This is a genomic window from Lentzea alba (genome assembly GCF_047445655.1).
Classification (GTDB): Bacteria; Actinomycetota; Actinomycetes; order Mycobacteriales; family Pseudonocardiaceae; genus Lentzea; species Lentzea alba_A.
The window spans coordinates 309,036-325,778 of the sequence record NZ_JAJAEG010000007.1; the positions used below are offsets into that span (position 1 = coordinate 309,036).

The 16,743-nt window shown below is 68.7% G+C and carries 19 protein-coding genes; 14 read left to right on the forward strand and 5 right to left on the reverse strand.

From position 1 onward, the window contains the following. Positions 1-72: 72 nt before the first annotated feature. From LFM09_RS14330 to LFM09_RS14370, 9 genes are all read left to right on the forward strand, one after another. Positions 73-984, forward strand: coding sequence for an ROK family protein (locus LFM09_RS14330; protein ID WP_414096895.1), 912 nt, complete (start codon positions 73-75; stop codon positions 982-984). Further along, the gene (gene nagA / locus LFM09_RS14335) at positions 981-2,132 is read left to right on the forward strand and encodes an N-acetylglucosamine-6-phosphate deacetylase (RefSeq protein WP_414096896.1); all 1,152 of its coding nucleotides are present in this window, start codon (positions 981-983) and stop codon (positions 2,130-2,132) included. The genes LFM09_RS14330 and nagA overlap by 4 nt, the downstream gene beginning before the upstream one ends. Before the next feature lie 4 nt (positions 2,133-2,136). Continuing rightward, positions 2,137-2,331 carry a hypothetical protein gene (locus LFM09_RS14340; protein WP_414096897.1) on the forward strand — a complete coding sequence of 65 codons (195 nt, stop codon included), beginning with the start codon at positions 2,137-2,139 and terminating at the stop codon, positions 2,329-2,331. A gap of 17 nt (positions 2,332-2,348) precedes the next feature. Continuing rightward, complete coding sequence (locus tag LFM09_RS14345; RefSeq protein ID WP_414096898.1) at positions 2,349-3,074, forward strand: DedA family protein; 726 nt, start codon at positions 2,349-2,351, stop codon at positions 3,072-3,074. 79 nt (positions 3,075-3,153) lie between these two features. Continuing rightward, positions 3,154-3,393, forward strand: coding sequence for an FAD-dependent monooxygenase (locus LFM09_RS14350; protein WP_414096899.1), 240 nt, complete (start codon positions 3,154-3,156; stop codon positions 3,391-3,393). Continuing rightward, entirely contained in the window at positions 3,300-4,436 is a 1,137-nt protein-coding gene (locus tag LFM09_RS14355; protein ID WP_414096900.1) for an FAD-dependent monooxygenase, read from the forward strand. The genes LFM09_RS14350 and LFM09_RS14355 overlap by 94 nt, the downstream gene beginning before the upstream one ends. Beyond that, on the forward strand, positions 4,379-4,948 hold the full coding sequence (locus LFM09_RS14360) for a TetR/AcrR family transcriptional regulator (protein ID WP_414096901.1): 570 nt from the start codon (positions 4,379-4,381) through the stop codon (positions 4,946-4,948). Before LFM09_RS14355 ends, LFM09_RS14360 begins: the two co-directional genes overlap by 58 nt. A gap of 34 nt (positions 4,949-4,982) precedes the next feature. After that, positions 4,983-6,128 (forward strand): glycoside hydrolase family 18 protein, encoded by a 1,146-nt coding sequence (locus LFM09_RS14365; RefSeq protein ID WP_414096902.1) that lies wholly within the window; start codon positions 4,983-4,985, stop codon positions 6,126-6,128. A 43-nt stretch (positions 6,129-6,171) separates the two neighbouring features. Continuing rightward, positions 6,172-7,605 carry an amidohydrolase family protein gene (locus LFM09_RS14370; protein ID WP_414096903.1) on the forward strand — a complete coding sequence of 478 codons (1,434 nt, stop codon included), beginning with the start codon at positions 6,172-6,174 and terminating at the stop codon, positions 7,603-7,605. Here the strand turns inward: LFM09_RS14370 and LFM09_RS14375 are convergent, their stop codons facing one another. After that, a complete protein-coding gene (locus LFM09_RS14375; RefSeq protein ID WP_414096904.1) occupies positions 7,606-8,565 on the reverse strand; it encodes a sigma-70 family RNA polymerase sigma factor in 960 nt (319 codons plus the stop codon). 40 nt (positions 8,566-8,605) lie between these two features. Here LFM09_RS14375 and LFM09_RS14380 point away from each other — a divergent pair, with 40 nt between their 5' ends. Next, entirely contained in the window at positions 8,606-9,232 is a 627-nt protein-coding gene (locus tag LFM09_RS14380) for a maleylpyruvate isomerase family mycothiol-dependent enzyme (protein ID WP_414096905.1), read from the forward strand. Here LFM09_RS14380 and LFM09_RS14385 read toward each other — a convergent pair. Further along, positions 9,222-10,598, reverse strand: a complete 1,377-nt coding sequence (locus LFM09_RS14385) for an FAD-binding oxidoreductase (protein WP_414096906.1) — start codon at positions 10,596-10,598, stop codon at positions 9,222-9,224. The genes LFM09_RS14380 and LFM09_RS14385 overlap by 11 nt on opposite strands. 156 nt (positions 10,599-10,754) lie before the next feature. On the opposite strand from LFM09_RS14385, the gene LFM09_RS14390 reads away from it, so the two are divergent. Continuing rightward, positions 10,755-11,423, forward strand: a complete 669-nt coding sequence (locus LFM09_RS14390; protein ID WP_414096907.1) for a DedA family protein — start codon at positions 10,755-10,757, stop codon at positions 11,421-11,423. 266 nt (positions 11,424-11,689) lie between these two features. After that, positions 11,690-12,460 (forward strand): right-handed parallel beta-helix repeat-containing protein, encoded by a 771-nt coding sequence (locus LFM09_RS14395; protein ID WP_414096908.1) that lies wholly within the window; start codon positions 11,690-11,692, stop codon positions 12,458-12,460. On the opposite strand, the gene LFM09_RS14400 is transcribed toward LFM09_RS14395, so the two are convergent. Continuing rightward, positions 12,457-13,092 carry a nucleoside/nucleotide kinase family protein gene (locus LFM09_RS14400; RefSeq protein WP_414096909.1) on the reverse strand — a complete coding sequence of 212 codons (636 nt, stop codon included), beginning with the start codon at positions 13,090-13,092 and terminating at the stop codon, positions 12,457-12,459. The genes LFM09_RS14395 and LFM09_RS14400 overlap by 4 nt on opposite strands. After that, a complete protein-coding gene (locus tag LFM09_RS14405; RefSeq protein WP_414096910.1) occupies positions 13,056-13,901 on the reverse strand; it encodes a PfkB family carbohydrate kinase in 846 nt (281 codons plus the stop codon). The genes LFM09_RS14400 and LFM09_RS14405 overlap by 37 nt, the downstream gene beginning before the upstream one ends. A gap of 34 nt (positions 13,902-13,935) precedes the next feature. On the opposite strand from LFM09_RS14405, the gene LFM09_RS14410 reads away from it, so the two are divergent. Continuing rightward, positions 13,936-14,910 carry a LacI family DNA-binding transcriptional regulator gene (locus tag LFM09_RS14410; protein ID WP_414096911.1) on the forward strand — a complete coding sequence of 325 codons (975 nt, stop codon included), beginning with the start codon at positions 13,936-13,938 and terminating at the stop codon, positions 14,908-14,910. After that, positions 14,904-15,635 carry a sugar phosphate isomerase/epimerase family protein gene (locus tag LFM09_RS14415; protein ID WP_414096912.1) on the forward strand — a complete coding sequence of 244 codons (732 nt, stop codon included), beginning with the start codon at positions 14,904-14,906 and terminating at the stop codon, positions 15,633-15,635. The genes LFM09_RS14410 and LFM09_RS14415 overlap by 7 nt, the downstream gene beginning before the upstream one ends. Here the strand turns inward: LFM09_RS14415 and LFM09_RS14420 are convergent. After that, positions 15,625-16,719 (reverse strand): glycoside hydrolase family 76 protein, encoded by a 1,095-nt coding sequence (locus LFM09_RS14420; RefSeq protein WP_414096913.1) that lies wholly within the window; start codon positions 16,717-16,719, stop codon positions 15,625-15,627. The genes LFM09_RS14415 and LFM09_RS14420 overlap by 11 nt on opposite strands. Positions 16,720-16,743 lie beyond the last annotated feature (24 nt).

A 16,743-nucleotide genomic window follows, 5' to 3' on the forward strand; every position in this document is an offset into this window, starting at 1 on the left:
GGACAAGACCACGCGCCCAATCCGGTACTTGGTATAGACCAATAGGGCCCCGATGCCGCAGGATCAGTCCTCGTGGCACGCAGACACGTGGTCGCCGTTGACATCGGTGGCACCGAAACGAAGGCGGCGCTGGTCTCCGGCACCCCGGACGCCGTGGCGGCGGAGAAGCACGCGCGCCGGGCGACTCCCGGTGAGCTGGAGCCGCTCCTGGCCGTGATCGCCGAGCTCGTCGACGAGCTCGGGCAGGCCTCCGAGCACGAGATCGACGCCGTGGGGATCGTGGCGCCGGGCATCGTGGACGAGGCCAACGGCGTCGGCGTGTACACGACGAACCTGCCGTGGAGCCAGTTCCCGTTCAGCACCGTCCTCACCGAACGACTGGGCATCCCGGTCGCGTTCGGCCACGACGTGCGCGCGGCGGGCCTGGCCGAGTGCCGGATGGGTGCCGCGAAGGGGCTGCGCAACGCGGTGATCCTGCCCATCGGCACGGGCATCGCGGGCGCGCTGCTGCTCGACGGGAAGATCTTCAGCGGCGACGGCTACGCGGGCGAGATCGGGCACGTCAACGTCGGCCACGGCGTGCCGTGCGCCTGTGGCCAGATCGGCTGCGTGGAGACGGTCGCGTCGTCCGCTGCGATCGCGCGCCGGTACACCGCACGTACCGGCACGCCCGTCAACGGGGCCGCTGAGGTCGCGAGCAGGGTGAGAGACGGGGATCAGGACGCTGTCGCCGTGTGGCACGAGGCCGTGGACGCGCTCGCCAGGGGGATCCTGGTGCTGGCGACGCTGCTCGGTCCGGAGGCCGTTGTGCTCGGCGGGGGGCTCGCGTTGGCAGGAGACCTGCTGGTGGAGCCGTTGCGTGACAGGCTGGACGGGCTCATCGCCTTCCAGCGCCGACCGGAGCTGCTGTTGGCGGCGCTCGGCGACGAGGCGGGCTTCCTCGGCGCGGCGCTGCTGGCCATCGACATGCTGGAGGCGAAATGAGCACGTGGGGAGGTCCCGTCGACGTGACGCTGACCAATGGTCGGGTCGTCACGCCGAGCGGGGTGCTCGAGCAGGGATGGGTCAGCGTGCGCGACGGCCGCATCGTCGCCGTGGGCGAGGGCGTCGCACCCGAGGGCCCCACGACCGACGTGAGCGGCTGCACGATCGTGCCCGGCTTCGTCGACATCCACTGCCACGGTGGCGGCGGTGACGCGTTCACCAGCAGCGACCCGCTGAAGGTCCGCAAGGCCGCGTCCGCGCACCGCAGGCACGGCACCACGACGTTGCTCGCCTCGCTCGTCTCCCGCCCGGTGCCGGAGCTGGCCGACCAGGTGTCCGCACTGGCCGAGCTGGTCCAGGAGGGTGTCGTCGCGGGCATCCACCTCGAAGGCCCGTTCCTCTCAGCTGCTCGTTGCGGCGCGCACGACCCGGCCATCCTCTGCCCGCCGGAACAGACCGCGGTGACCAAGCTGCTCGACGCGGGCAAGGGCACCGTCCGGATGATCACCATCGCCCCCGAGCTGGAGGGCGCGGTCGCGGCCGTGCGTCAGCTCGTGGACAACAACGTCATCGCCGCCATCGGCCACACCGACGCGACCGAGGCGCAGGTCCGCCCGGCCGTCGACGCCGGTGCCTCGGTGGCGACGCACCTGTTCAACGGAATGCGGCCGCTGCACCACCGCGAGCCAGGCCCGATCGGCGCGTTGCTGGACGACGAACGCGTCACCGTCGAGCTCATCTGCGACCTCGTGCACCTGCACCCGACCGCTGTCCGCCTGGCCGCGCACCACGCCGGTCTCAAGCGGACGGTCCTCATCACCGACGCCATCGCGGCGGCCGGTGTGGGTGACGGCGTGTACGACGTCGGCGGGCTCGAAGTCCGGGTCGTGGACGGCGTTCCGACGCTGGCGGGCGGCGCCGCGCTGGCCGGCAGCACGCTGACCATGGACATGGCGTTCCGCAACGCCGTCAACGCCTGTGGACTGTCGCTTGTGGAAGCCGCGTACGCCACGGCGACCCGCGGCGCAGAACTGCTCGGTCTCGACACCGGCAAGCTGCAGCCGGGTTGTGCGGCGGACCTCGTGGTGCTCGATGCAGAATTGAAACCGAGGGACGTGATGGTCAGGGGCGAGTGGGTCAAGGAATAGGTGGATGGCGGACGATCCGGAGCGACTGGTGACCGACGCGCTGCGAGCGCAGGCGACCAGCACGAATGCCGGATTTGCCGTACCTGTCCCGGTTCCTGACGAACGCCCGGAGCGCATGTCGGTGTGGTGGGTGCTGGGCCTGGCGCTGCTGTTGGGCCTGGCAGCGGGCACGGTGGCCGCAGTGATCACGCTCAGCTGACCTGTACCGTTGTCGCCGTGACGATTGCATTGGGCCCTGACTGGCTGGACCCCACCGTTCTGCTGAACGGGCTCGGCCCGTACATGCTCATCGGGCTGTGCCTCATCATCTTCGCGGAGTGCGGGCTGCTCGTCGGCTTCTTCCTGCCGGGCGACTCCCTGCTGTTCACGGCGGGTCTCTTCGTCGCGGCGGGCACCATCGACACCCCGCTCTGGCTCGTCTGCGTGCTGCTGACCATTTGCGCGTTCATCGGCAACGTCGTCGGCTACTACATCGGCCAGAAGGCCGGTCCGGCGCTGTTCAGCAAGCCGGAGTCGAAGATCTTCAAGAAGGAGTACGTCGACAAGACGCAGGAGTTCTTCGACAAGTACGGCGCGCGCGCCATCGTCCTCGCGCGCTTCGTGCCGATCGTGCGGACCTTCATCACGGCCATGGCCGGCGTCGGCAAGATGGACCCGAAGAAGTACTTCACGTACTCCGCGATCGGCGGCGTCGCGTGGGCCGCGGGTCTGACGATCCTCGGCTACTTCCTCGGCCAGGTCTCCTTCATCAAGGAGAACCTCGAGGTCACCCTGCTCGCGATCGTCTTCCTCTCGATCGTGCCGATCATCATCGAGGTGATCAAGGCGCGCAAGGAGAAGAAGTCGCTCCTGCAGGAGGAGGCCGACGACATCACCCAGGTCATGGACGCGCAGCTCCACCAGGACGACTCGACGCAGATCATCCCGCGCGTCGAACGCTGACCAGCGACTGAAAGCCCGCCTGTTCCGCAGGCGGGTTTTTTGCCGGCGAGATTTGAATACAGAGCTGTACTGCATTCATATGGTCATCATTGCGGGGGCGGGTCCGACCGGCTTGGCGCTGGCGTGCGGACTCAGGCAGTTCGGGGTGGATGTGCGGATCGTGGACGCGGCGGAGGGGCCGGCCACGACGTCGCGGGCGTTGGGGTTGCAGCCGCGCGGGGGGAGGTGCTGGCCCGGCTGGGGGCGCTGGGCGACCTGCCGGACAAGGCGGTGCGGTTGCGGTCGCTGCGGATCAACGGCGAGGTCGCGCTGGACATGAACTTCCTGCGCGAGGCCGGCCAGTTGATCGTGTCGCAGGCGTGGGTCGAGGAACGGCTGCGCGACCGGCTGTCCGCGCTGGGGGTGGAGATCGAGTGGAACACGCCGATCTCGGCGGTGTCGGGCCGGGACTGGCTGGTCGGCTGCGACGGCGCGCACTCGGCGGTGCGCAAGACGGCGGGGATCGCGTTCGAGGGCCAGCCGGTGATGGAGAACTTCCTGCTGCGGGACGTCCACGCGGAGTGGGACCTCGACCGCGAGTCGATCCACCTGTTCGTCGACGGGCCGCGGATGACGACCCTGTTCCCGTTGCCCGGCGACATCTGGCGGGTCATGTCACCGGACGGCGGGCGGTGGACGCCGGGACCGGTCGACGCGGTGGTGTGGGAGTCGACGTTCCGCATCCACCGGCGGCAGGCGGCGACGTACCGGCGCGGCAACGTCCTGCTGGCCGGCGACGCGGCGCACATCCACAGCCCCCTGGGCGGACAGGGCATGAACACCGGGCTCGGTGACGCGGAGAACCTGGCGTGGAAACTCGCGCTGGTGGTGCAGGGCAGGGCTTCGGCCGCGTTGCTCGACACCTACGAGGCCGAACGCAGGCCGGTCGCCGCACGGGTGCTCGCGGCGACCACGCCGGCGACGAGGTGGGCGCTGCAGCCGGGGCGGATGACGCAGAGGCTCCGGGACTTCACGTGGCCGCTGATGACCCTTCCGGTCGTGCAACGGCGGCTGGTCCGCGCCGCCTCACAGCTGGACGTCCGGTACTCCGGGCCGCTGGCCGCCGGACGACGCGGCGGGCAGCGCGTGCCGGCGTTCGCCCGGACCGGGAGGTGGGTGCTGGCGGGGCCCGCGACGTGCCTGGAGGTGGCGCGGGAGCGGCTGGGGGACGTCGTGCACCATGAACGCGCCGGCGACACGTTGCTGATGCGCCCGGACGGCCACCTCGCGTGGCGCGGACCGAACTCCCCGGAAAGGCTCTCCGCGTGGCTGAACGAAGTGCTGGGCGTCCCAGAGACCCCGAAGCAGACCACGCGATCCTGACGGCGGCTTTCGAGCTGTTCCTGGAACGCGGCCTCGACGGCACCTCGATCGAGCAGGTGGCCAAGCGCGCGGGCGTGACCCGCGCGACGGTCTACCGCCGGTTCGCCACGAAGGAAGAGCTCCTGTTCAGCGTCATCGAGCTGCCGCGCACCGTCGCGGCGCTCGATCCCGAACGGATGGCCGCCGCACCGCCGGAGGAGACGTTGAAGGGCTGGGCGGCCCTGATGTCCACCCAGCAGTCGATCCAGCTGCTGCGCCGGATCGTGGGGGCGTCCGCGGACAACTTCGAACTGATGCGGCGGTACTGGGAGCTGTTCATCGCGCCGCGGCGAGCGGTGATCTACGAGGTGATCCGTCCCGGTTTCCCGCCCGGCACCGACCTCTCGCTCGTCGTGGACATGGTCGGAGGTGCACTTTTCTACCGCGCGCTGACCCGTCCGGAGCACAACTCACCGGAAGAACTGGAAACTTACCTGCACAAAGTGTTGCACCAGGTCGGATACCGGCCATAGGTTGCCATGGTCTAAACCACTGGTGGAGGCCGTGATGTCGTTGCTCCGCAAGGGATTGGCGGTCGCACTGGCCGCACTGTCCGTCTCACTTGGCGTCGTGCCGCTCGCAGAGGCAGGCCCGCGCAAGATCGTCGGTGCCTACTACGGCAACTGGTACAGCGGCTCCAAGCCGATCTCGTCGATCCCGACGAACACCCCGATCACGCACCTGTTCTACGCGTTCGCGCTGATCGAGAACGGCAAGTGCGTGATGCCGGCGGCCACCGCGGCCAAGGACTTCGCGGACATCCGCGCGCTCAAGCAGCGCAAGCCGTCGTTGAAGGCGCTGATCTCGCTGGGCGGCTGGGGTGCGGGCGGTTTCTCCGACGCCGCGCTGACGGGCGAGTCCCGCTCGGTGCTCGTCAAGTCCTGTGTGGACCTGTTCTTCCGCGACGGCACGTTCGACGGCATCGACCTGGACTGGGAGTTCCCGGTCTACGGCGGTCCGACGGAGATCAAGGACCGGCCGGAGGACAAGCGCAACATGACGTTGCTGACCCGCGACTTCCGCAAGGCGCTGGGGAAGAAGCTCGTCACGGCGGCGCTGCCCACCGGCCGCCTGCAGACCGACGGCCCGTACGACCCGGCGAAGTCGTTCGAGCTGCGCGAGCTGTCGCAGATCATGGACTTCATCAACGTCATGACCTACGACATGGGCACCGGCTTCTCGCCCGTGGCCACGTTCAACGCCGGCTTCCGCGAGGTCGCTCAGGACCCGATGCCACAGCCTGACCGTCGCTGGAACAACGTCGTCGGCGCCATCGACTACTACCAGCGCCACGGCGTCTCGCCGCGCAAGATGGTGCTGGGCACGCCCTTCTACGGCCGCGGCTTCAACGTGAAGACCGAGGGCCCGCAGCACGGCCTCTACCAGGCCTACGACAGCGCGTTCTGGGTCGACGGCTACGAGGAGGCGCTGAAGCTGAAGGCGACCCCGGGCTGGAAGGAGTACTGGCACCCGGTCGCGCAGTCGCCGTGGCTCTACAACGCGGCCGAGAAGAAGTTCGTCTCGTACGAGAACCCGCGGTCGATCGGGATCCGCGCGGACTTCGCTCGCTCACGCGGGCTGCTCGGCACGTTCATGTGGGAGCTCGGGCACGACGACGCGCAGTACTCGCTGCTGAAGGCGATGTCGCGCTAAAGGCGTTGAGTCTTACGCAACGTCAAGGTGTTGGTTGAACGGCATGACTGACACCACTCGACGTGAAGTGCTGGGTTGGCTGGCTGGTCTCGGTGCGGCGGCAGTGCTCGCACCGAGCCCGGCCAGTGCCTCCGTCGGCGTCAACGTCACCGCGCTGCGAGGCGTCACGCTCGTCGACTCGACCGGTACGCGTCCGAACGCCACGGTTGTGCTGGCGGACAACAAGATTCTCGCGGTCGGCTCGTGCGACCTGCCGTTGCCGCGCGGCTCCACGGTGCTGGACCTGGCCGGCAAGTTCGTCATCCCGGGCCTGTGGGACATGCACGTGCACGGCGCGTTCCTGGACCGGATCACCCTGCCGCTGTGCCTCGTCAACGGGGTGACGGGGATCCGCGAGATGTGGGGCCTCCCGCCGATCTACGAGCTGCGCGAGCGAATCGAGCGCGGCGAGGTCTTCGGACCGCGGCTCGTCGTCGGCAGCATGATCATCGACGGCCCGCACTCGACGTTGCCCGGCGCTCAGATCGTTGCCACGCCCGACGAGGGACGTCAGGCCGTGCGGGACGCCAAGACCCAGGGTGCGGACTTCGTGAAGGTCTACTCGTACCTGGACCGGCCGACGCTGGCGGCCATGGCGGACGAGTGCGCGAGGCAGGGCATCACGTTCGCCGGGCACTGCTCGAACCACGTGGCGCTGGGCGATGCGAGCGACCTGGGGCAGAAGACGTTCGAGCACATGTACGGCCAGTCGCTCGCGACGAGCTCACGAGAAGCCCAGCTGCGCCAAGCGATCGCTGATCTGCCACTCGATCCGGCTGACCCGTTCGCGTGGTTCAAGCAGGTGCTGGAGTTCGAACGCCAGGCCGCCTCGTCCCACAGTCACCCCAAGGCTGTTCACCTCGCGAAACGACTGCGGCGCAACGGATCCGCACTGTGCCCGACGATGGTCGCGATGCGGGTGTACTCCAGCCCGGCAGACCGGTTCTCGAACGATCCGCGCATGAAGTACATGCCGGCGTTCTACCGCGACCTGTGGCGGGACGGCTTGACCCGCTGGGTTCCGGTGACACCGCAGGAGATCAGGCAGCAGGCGGAGTTCTTCGAGCGCCGGATCGAACAGGTCGCGGAGATGCACGCGCAGGGCGTGGAAGTCCTGCTGGGCACGGACGCGGGCAACCCGTACGTGTTCTCCGGCTTCTCGGTGCACGACGAGCTGGAACTGCTGGTGCAGGCGGGATTGTCGCCGAAGGCAGCGCTCAGGGCGGGGACGCGCAACGCCACCCTGAACGCCGGGGCGGAAGCGAACCTCGTCGTCCTGGACGGCAACCCGCTCAAAGACATCCGCAACACGCAACGGATCCACTCCGTGCTGACGCGCGGCCGGGTGCTCGGACCGGCGGAGCGCCAGAAGATGCTGGCAGACGTGGAAAAGGCCGCGCAGGAACCGTTCCCGCCGGCCGTGCAGGCCTGTTGCTGATCAGGGCAGCGAGCCGGGCAACCCGAAACACGCGAAGTGGCCGCCGTCGAGGAACGACGTGATCTCGGCGACGCGGTCACCGCGCAGGGTCAGCACGTTGATCGACCAGGGGGTGTGCGGACCGGCGGCGTCACCACCGACATAGCAGGCCACGGCGGGCTGGCCGTTCGCGCTCGTCACCACCGTCCGCCAGCTCGGGCACAGGCCCATCGGGACCAGACCCGCGAACTCCGCCACGGTGGCGCGGCCGGAGTACCAGTGCGGCAGCGGCGGCATCGACCAGGTGACGTCCTCGGTGAGCAGAGCGATCAGGGCGTCGGTGTCGCGCTTCTCGAACGCGTCGGCGAACCCGTCGACGACCGACCTCAAGCGGGTGTCGCCGAGCGCCCGCACCGTCTGCTGCTGTGTGCGGGCAGGCACCTTCTCCCTGATCAGCCTGCGAGCACGGGCCAGCGCGGAGTTCACCGAGGTCGCGGACGTCTCCATCATGGTGGCGATCTCCGCGGCCGAGTAGCCGAGCACCTCGAACAGGAGCAGCACCGCCCGCTGGTTGCCCGGCAGGTGCTGGCACGCGGCGACGAACGCCAGCTCGACGGCCTCGCGCTGCTCGTAGCTCGTCTCCGCGTCGGGATACGGGCCGAGCCAGTCGACGTCGGCGAGCGGGTCGTTGCCGTCGAGCACGACGTGGGCACTGGCGGGACCGAGATCGACCGGCAGAGCTCGCCTGCCGCGGGCCGCGATCAGGTCCAGGCACGCACGCGTCGCCACGGTGTAAAGCCAGGTGCGCAAGGTGCTGCGGCCCTCGAAGCGGGGGAGCCCGCGCCACGCCCGGAGCAACGCGTTCTGCACCGCGTCGTCGGCGTCGTGGGCCGAGCCGAGCATGCGGTAGCAGTGCGCGTGGAGCTCCTGGCGCATCGGCTCCACCAGCCTGCCGAACTCCTCGGAAGAAACTTCCCCCACGGGCGACGATTCTGCCCCGCCCCCGGCAGTCCCACCTTGCATGACGACACGAGACACCTGGGCGCTGGTGCACACCGAACGTGCCGCGCTCGCGGCCGACCTCGCCGGACTGACCGACGAACAGTGGACGACCATGTCCCTGAGCACCGAGTTCACCGTCCGAGAGGTGCTCGCCCACCTGACGGCAGCCGCGAGCTTGAACCCCCTGCGGTGGCTCATCGGCGTCTACCGGAACCGGTTCGACTTCGACAAGCAGGTCGCGATGCGGCTGGCAGAGCACCTGGGCACGACGCCCGCCGACACGTTCGCCCGGTTCGAGCGGGTGATCGGCAGCACCACCAAACCACCGCTGCCGGTCGCCGCCATGCTCGGCGAGGTGATCGTGCACGGCGAGGACATCCGCCGGCCGTTGGGCATCCACCGCGACTACCCGATCACCACGCTCACCCGGCTCGCCGAGTACTACCGGGGCACCGACCTGGTCGTGCTCGCCAAGGGACGCATCACCGATCTCCGGCTGACCGCGACCGACGGACCGTTCGAGACCGGCTCCGGCGCGCTGGTGTCCGGCCCGACCCTGGCCCTGATCATGGCCATGACCGGCCGCAGCAGCTACTGCGACGAACTGACCGGTGACGGCGTCGCCACGCTGCGGGCTAGAGGCTGAACATCGAGCCGGGGTTGAACAGGTTCTCCGGGTCCAGCGCGCGTTTGATGTCGCGGTGGACCCGGAGGCCGACCGGGCCGATCTCCTTCGCCAGCCACTCGCGCTTGATCTTGCCGATGCCGTGCTCGCCGGTGACCGTGCCGCCCAGGGACAGCCCCACGGCGAGGATGTCGTCGAACGCCTTCTGGGCGCGCGCGAACTGGTCGGCGTCGGCGGGGTCGTAGACGATCGTGGGGTGCATGTTGCCGTCGCCCGCGTGGCCGACGACGGCGATCTTGAGGTCGACCTCCTTCGCGATGTCCTCGCAGCCCTGGATGAGCTCGGCGATGCGGGTGCGAGGCACGCACACGTCGTCGGTCAGCCAGGTGCCGTAGACCTCCAGCGCGGTCAGCACGGCCCGGCGCACGGCCAGCAGGTCGCGGCCCTCGTTGACGTCGTGGGTGGCGTAGACGAGGTCGGCCTCGTTGCAGATGGCCTCGATCTGCTGCAGCTCGTGCCGGGCCTGTTCGCCGCCGGCGTCGGACTGGCAGATCAGCAACGCCGCGCAGCCCTTGCCCATGCCCAGTTCGGTCTTGAAGTACTCCTCGACGGCCTTGATCGAGGTGCTGTCCATGATCTCCATCAGCGACGGCACCAGGCCCTCGCGGACGATCCGGCTGACCGCGGCACCGGCCGTGGCGGTGCTGCCGAACGAGGCCACCAGCGTCGCCGGGGCCTGCGGGAGCGGTTTCAGCGCCACCGTGGCCTTGGTGATCACGCCGAGGGTGCCCTCCGAGCCGACGAAGAGCTTGGTCAGGTCGTAGCCCGCGACGCCCTTGACCGTGCGGCGGCCGGTTCGCAGCACCTCGCCGTCGGCCAGGACCACTTCGAGGCCCAGCACGGAATCGGTGGTCACGCCGTACTTCACGCAGCACAGGCCGCCGGCGTTGGTGGAGAGGTTGCCGCCGATCGTGCACCAGTCGTAGCTGCTCGGGTCCGGTGGGTAGAAGAGGCCTTCCTTCTCGACGGCACCGCGCAGGTCGAGGTTGATCACGCCCGGCTCGACGACGGCGAGGCGGTTGTCGGCATCGATCTCCACGATCGCGTTCATCTTGGTCGTGACCAGCACGACGCAGCCGTCGACGGCGTTCGCGGCACCCGAGAGGCCGCTGCCCGCCCCGCGGGGCACGACGGGGACGTGGTGGCGGGCGCAGGCTCGCACCACCGCCTGGACCTGCTCGGTGTTCAAGGGGAACACCACCGCCAACGGGCTGCCGTACGGCGCCAACGGCATCATGTCGCGCTGGTAGCTCGCGGTGACATCGGCGTCGGTCAGCACACCGGAGTCACCGAGTGCGGAGCGCAGTGCTTCGAGCAACGTCTCCATATCCCCCACGCTAGTCCGACTCGACTGGTTCACTCGAAAGTGATCTCAACCGAAGGGAGTTCATGTGGTGACCGAGCGTGCTCAATCAAGATTTCGTTGTCCCGTTAGACCGATGTCGCCGTGCCGCCGGCGCAGCACGACGTAGGCTGGCTCACCGTGGCACATGCTTTTGCCTCGCTGGAGACCGCAGGTCCGGTGGCCGTGTGGCTCATCGTGCTGAGCTTCATCTTCGTCGAGTGCGCATTCATCTTCGGGCTGTTCCTGCCCGGTGACTCGCTGCTGTTCGCCGCCGGTGTCGTGCTGGCGACGCACAACAGCGAGGTGTCGGCGTGGGCGTTGTCCCTCGTGGCCCTGATCGTGGCCGTCGTCGGCAACCAGGTCGGGTACTACATCGGCCGGCACACCGGCACCCGCGTGCTCGCGCGCAAGGGCGGCAAGGTGCTGAACCGGAAGAACCTGAAACGGGCCGGTGACTTCCTCGACCGGCGCGGGTTCTGGGCCGTCGTGCTCGCCCGCTGGCTGCCGTGGATCCGCACGCTGGCGCCGATGATCGCCGGTGCCGCGCGCATGGACATCCGCCGGTTCACGCTGGCCACGACCATCGGGGCCGTCGCGTGGGTGCCGACGCTGGTGCTGGCCGGTTACTACGGCGCGGGCATCCTGCAGGAGCTCCCGTGGCTGGAGACGGCAGCGCTCGTCATCAGCGTCGCGTTCTTCCTCGGCGGTACCGGCTGGGGCATCTGGCGCTACCGCCAGGAGATGCAGAAGCCGGTCGACGAGACCAGCGACGACCTGGAACACCTCAGCGAGCACCACGCCAGCTGAAAATCTGCCACCCTGGTCTTTCCCACAAAGGCAAGGGGAGGCCTGTCATGCGATTTTTAGGCGCATTAGTCGCTTTAATTGCACTGTTCGGCGCAGTAACACCGGCACAAGCACAAGCGATGCCGCAATGCGGTGACACGCTGAGACAAAGCGTCAAGTTGACGGCCGATCTGGAATGTTCCGGAACGGCCGGCCTCATCATCGGGGCCAACGGGGTGACGATCAACCTCAACGGGCACACGCTGAGTGGTTCTCCCGTGCTCAGCATGACGAACGTCGACGGCACGACGATCCGCAACGGCACGGTGGCCGGGATCAACCTCGTCGCGGACAACGCGACCAACACCAGGTTCATCGACACGACCGTCGGCAACAGGAACGGGACCTACCTGTGGAACGGCACGACGTCCGTGACGTTCCTGCGCAGCAGGATCGACGCCTGGCGGCTCTTCTGCGGCGCTCGGTGTCAGCTGCTGAACAGCACGTTCACCATGAACCAGATCTACGCCGACCACCTCGTCATCCGGGGTGACCAGGGCACGATGAACGGCATCAACCACATCGGCGCCATCGAGGCCGACATCGTCAACACCGAGCTGAACCCCCTCACGCTCGGCGGGTCCCAGCGGCTGACCGTCCGCGACAGCGAACTCGACGGGTTCGAGCTGATCGCGACCGGCCGGATCGAACTGCTGCGCAACACGTTCAGCGGCGGCAACTGGGTCGGCGTCCACCGGCCGGTCAACGGCGTCATCCGCGGCAACAGGTTCGAGAAGATGCGCTCCGCCGGCCTTTTCGTCGACCCGAAGGAAACGCTCACCGGCCCGTTGGTGATCGAACGCAACACGTTCGCCGAAAACGTCGGGGACGGCCTGCGCATCGACGTTCCCGTTCCGCTCGACATCACCGTTCGCCGCAACACGAGCGAGAACAACGGTCAATACGGAATGTGGGCGCAGCCGAACACCGTGAAAGACGGTGGCGGCAACATCTCCAACAACGACGCCCTCGGCTGCTTCACCATTGTCTGCGCTTAAAGAACCTCGGTGATCAGCAAATCCGCTGATCCCTTCGAAGAGTTCACCATCAACGCGTTCACGTGGTCCGTGCCGTGCAGCACCCGTTCCTCCGCCTCCGACAAGGTGCGCCCGTACCGCAGGTGGCGGTCGATCAGGCGCTGCACGCGCACGTCCTCGTCGATGAACAGGAACCACGCCTCGTCCAGGATGATCCGGACGCGCTTCCACTTGTCGTAGTTGAGCAGCAGGTAGTTGCCCTCGGTGACGACCAGCGGGACGTCCGGGTGCACCGGCACCGCGCAGGCGATCGGCTCCTCGATCTCGCGGCGGAACTCCGGCGCGTAGATCATGTCCGGCCCGCACGCCTTGATCCGTCCGAGCAGGTCGACGTAGCCGGGGATGTCGAACGTGTCGGGCGCGCCCTTGCGTTCGACCAGCCGCAGCCGTTCCAGCTCGCGTTGCGCGAGGTGGAACCCGTCCATCTCGACCAGCACCGCCTGGCCGTCGAGCGCCTCGACGATCCGGCGCGCGAGTGTCGACTTGCCGGATCCGGGTGCCCCGCCGATCCCGAGGATCTTGCGCTCGCCGAGATCGGTGAGCGCGCGAGCGCGCTCTAGCAGCTCTTCGAACCTGACCTGCTGTCCTGCCACCGTGCCAGCCTCTCAACCCAGTCCCCGACCGCACCGACCCGAACGGCCGCCGCCTCCGACGCGAAGCCGATGGCGGTCACCGGTTCCGCACCTGATGCCAGCGCGTAGGCGTACGCGCCGTGCCAGACGTCGCCGGCACCGTTCGTGTCCTTCACCTCCACCGCGGGGACGGGGACCTCTCCGGACGAGCCGGAACGGGACCAGGTGACCGGCTTCGCACCGTGCGTGCGAATGACCAGCGGCACCCCGTAGGAGTGCACCTCGGCCTCGGACCGCTCGAACCCCGAACTGCAGGCGGCCACGTCCACCAGCGGCAACAGGTGATCGAGGACAGGTTTCCAGCTCCCGGCGTCCAACACCACAGTCAATCCCGCGGCTTTCGCCTGCTGGGCGACGGGCATCACCAGGCCGTCGTGGTGTCCGTCCAAGAGCACCACGTCCACGCCCGCCAGAAGATCGGACAAATCAGGCGCTGTGACCGGCACCGAGGCGTTGCGGGAAACGACCGTGCGCTCCCCATCAGCATCTCTGACGACGACCATGCTCACGGGCGTCGTGCCCGCCACCGCGGTGACTTGGACCGGGTCCAGGGAAGCCCTGACAAATTCACCCAGTGCGTCGGCACCCAACGCGGTGAGCAGTGCCGACCTCCCACCGAGGGCGGCGACGGCACGGGCCGCGTTGGCCGCGGGACCGCCGGGCGACAGCACCGCGTCGAGCGACCTGATCTTCTCGCCCGGTGCCGGGAAGGTGTCCACCCGTTGAGTCACGTCGAGAGTTGTCAGCCCGACACACAGCACGGCTGCCATCTGGGCTTCCTCCAAACGGGTAAGGTCCCGGGCCATGGTCACCATGCGGGATGTCGCGGCTCTCGCGGGGGTCTCCATCACCACGGTGTCACACGTGATCAACGAGACCAGGCCGGTAGCCGGTGACACGCGTGAGCGCGTGCAGAAGGCGATCGACGAAACCGGGTACACCGGTGACGCCATCGCCCGGTCGCTGGTCATGGGTGGCACGAAGTCGCTGGGCCTCGCGGTTTCGCTGGTCTCCCACCCGTACTTCGCCGAGCTGATCGCCGCCATCGAGTCGGAAGCGACCCGGAACGGGTACTCGCTCGTGCTGATCGACACCAGGGACACCCCCGAGTCCGAGCAGACAGCGGTCAGGATGCTGCGCGGGCGAAGAGTCGACGGACTGCTGCTGACACCGTCGGCCGGTGGCGGAAGCCTGGTGCTGCCGGAGCTCAAGAGACTGAACATCCCGACCGTGCTGGTGGACCGGCTGACCGTGGCCAAGGACATCGACCAGGTCGGGCCGGAGAACGTGCAGGCCACCTCGGGCCTGGTGAAGCACCTCGCCGAGCTGGGGCACCGGCGGATCGGCATCGTCTGCGGCAAGACGGGCGTGGCGACGACCGAGGAACGCATCCTCGGCTACCGGCTCGGTCTCGGCCGCGCGGGCCTGAAGTGGGACGAGGCGCTGGTCTCGCAGAGCGGCTGGCTCGCGCCGTTGCTCGACCAGGACGACCCGGCGACCGCGGTCGTGGCGGCCGACCACCTCGTCACGGTCGGCATGCTGCACGAAGCCCGTGCCCGCGGCCTGAAGCTCGGCACGGACCTGGCCGTCGTCGCGTACGACGAGGTCGAGTGGGCGACGTTGATCGAACCGCCGCTCACCACGCTGGCCCAGCCCGTCGAGGAGATCGGCCGGACCGCGGTGAAGCTGCTGCTCTCCCGGATCGCCGACCCCGAGCGGCCACCGGAGACCATCCGGCTCTCGCCCTCGCTGATGCACCGGCAGTCCTGCGGATGCTGATCCCGGGCCTCGTCTCGGTGACGTTCCGGCAGCTGTCGATCGAGGAGATCGGCGAGCTGGCAACGGAGTGCGGGCTGCAGGCCGTGGAGTGGGGTGGCGACGTCCACGTGCCGCCCGGCGACTTCGCGGCGGCCCGGCGGGCGTTGGACACCGGGCTGAAGGTCGCGGCGTACGGGTCGTACTACCGGGCCGGTGTCTCGGATCGCGGTGACCTGGCGGCGATCCTGGAGACCGCCGCCGAGCTGGACGCGCCTCTGGTCCGGGTGTGGGCGGGCACTGCCGGGTCAGCGGAGTGCCCCGACCGCGGGCCGGTGATCGAGGCGTTGCAGCACGCCGTCGAGCACGCGGACGCGATGGGCACGAAGATCGCGTTGGAGTACCACCGGAACACGCTGACGGACACGCTGGACTCGACGGTGCAGCTGCTCGACGAGGTCGACGGCGTGGTGTCGTACTGGCAGCCGCGCGGAGGCCAGGACGTGTTCTCCGCCGTGCACGAGGTGCGGACGCTGGAACCGGTGACCGCGCACGTCTTCTCGTGGGGTCCCGGTGGTTTCACCGAACGGCTGCCGCTCGCCGCGCGCCGTGACATGTGGAAGCCGGTGCTGACCGAGCTGGCGCGCGACGGCATCGAGCGCAACGCGTTGCTGGAGTTCGTGCTCGACGACTCGCCGGAGCAGTTCCGCGAGGACGCCAAGTCTTTGTTGAGCTACCTCAAGCCGTGACGTTCAGGCCGTGCCGTTCGAGCAGGGCGGCGGCCTCCAGGCACATCCAGCCACCGAGCTGAACGGACAGGTCGCGGCCTTCCCGTTCATCCGCCGGGACCGTCCACTCCGGACCGAACAGCGGACCGCTCACCGCCATGGCGCGGTTGAGCCACGCGGATTCCGCCGACTGGATCACGAGCTCCCTGGCCAGGTCCGCGGTCTCGTGCCGATCGGGGTCGAGCTCGGGGATCGCGAGCGCGGCCTGGGCGAGGTAGCGGGTGAGGATGCCGGCGAACAGACCGCCGTCACCGCCGCCCTGCCCCCTGATCACGCCGTTGGTGGCGAGGTCGTCGTGCACCGCCGTGATCGTGCGGGCGGCCCGGTCCAGCCACTTGTCCGACTGGCCGTGCTCGGCCAGCTCGACGCACGCGCCGATCAGAACCCCTTGGCAGTACGTGTAGATGTTCTTCTCGACCTCGCGGATCTCACCGTTGGGGTGGACGTGCAGGCCGTCCCACGCGAGGCCGCTTCCGGGGTCGACCAGGTGGTCCTCGATCCAGTCCACCGTGGACCGCGCGCGGGCGAGGTCTGTGCGGTCGTTCTGCCGGGCCAGGAAGATCGCGGCCGGACCGTTCGCCGGCACGTTCTTGAAGTCGTCCTTGCGCTTCCACCAGATGCCGCCGCCGGCGTGGTCGGTCCAGCCGTCCCGCAACCGTTCCGCGATGGCGGTGAGCGCTTTGGGTTTCGCGATGCCGACGTCGTGCTGGGCGCGCTGCAGGGCGAGCCCGAGCCACGCGATGTCGTCGTAGAAGTCGTTGGTCCAGCCCAGGACGTTGCGCACCCGGATACCCCGCACGACCTTGGTGATGGCCGCCTTGCGCAGTTCGCTCGGCGAGCGCAGGTAGCCGTCGATCATGCAGTCGAGCAGGTGCGCCTGCCACCAGTAGCTGAAGCCGACGTGCAGCTTGTCCCCGAAGCGCGGGGGCCACGCCCGCGCGCCCAGCAACGTGCCCGGCACACCCCAGACGCGTCGCAGATGCCTGGAGTACACCGCGCGCTCCGCGACGCCCGCACGCGCCGCCAGCAGTTTCGCGATCACCACTGCGCCATCGTGCGGGCTTGACCG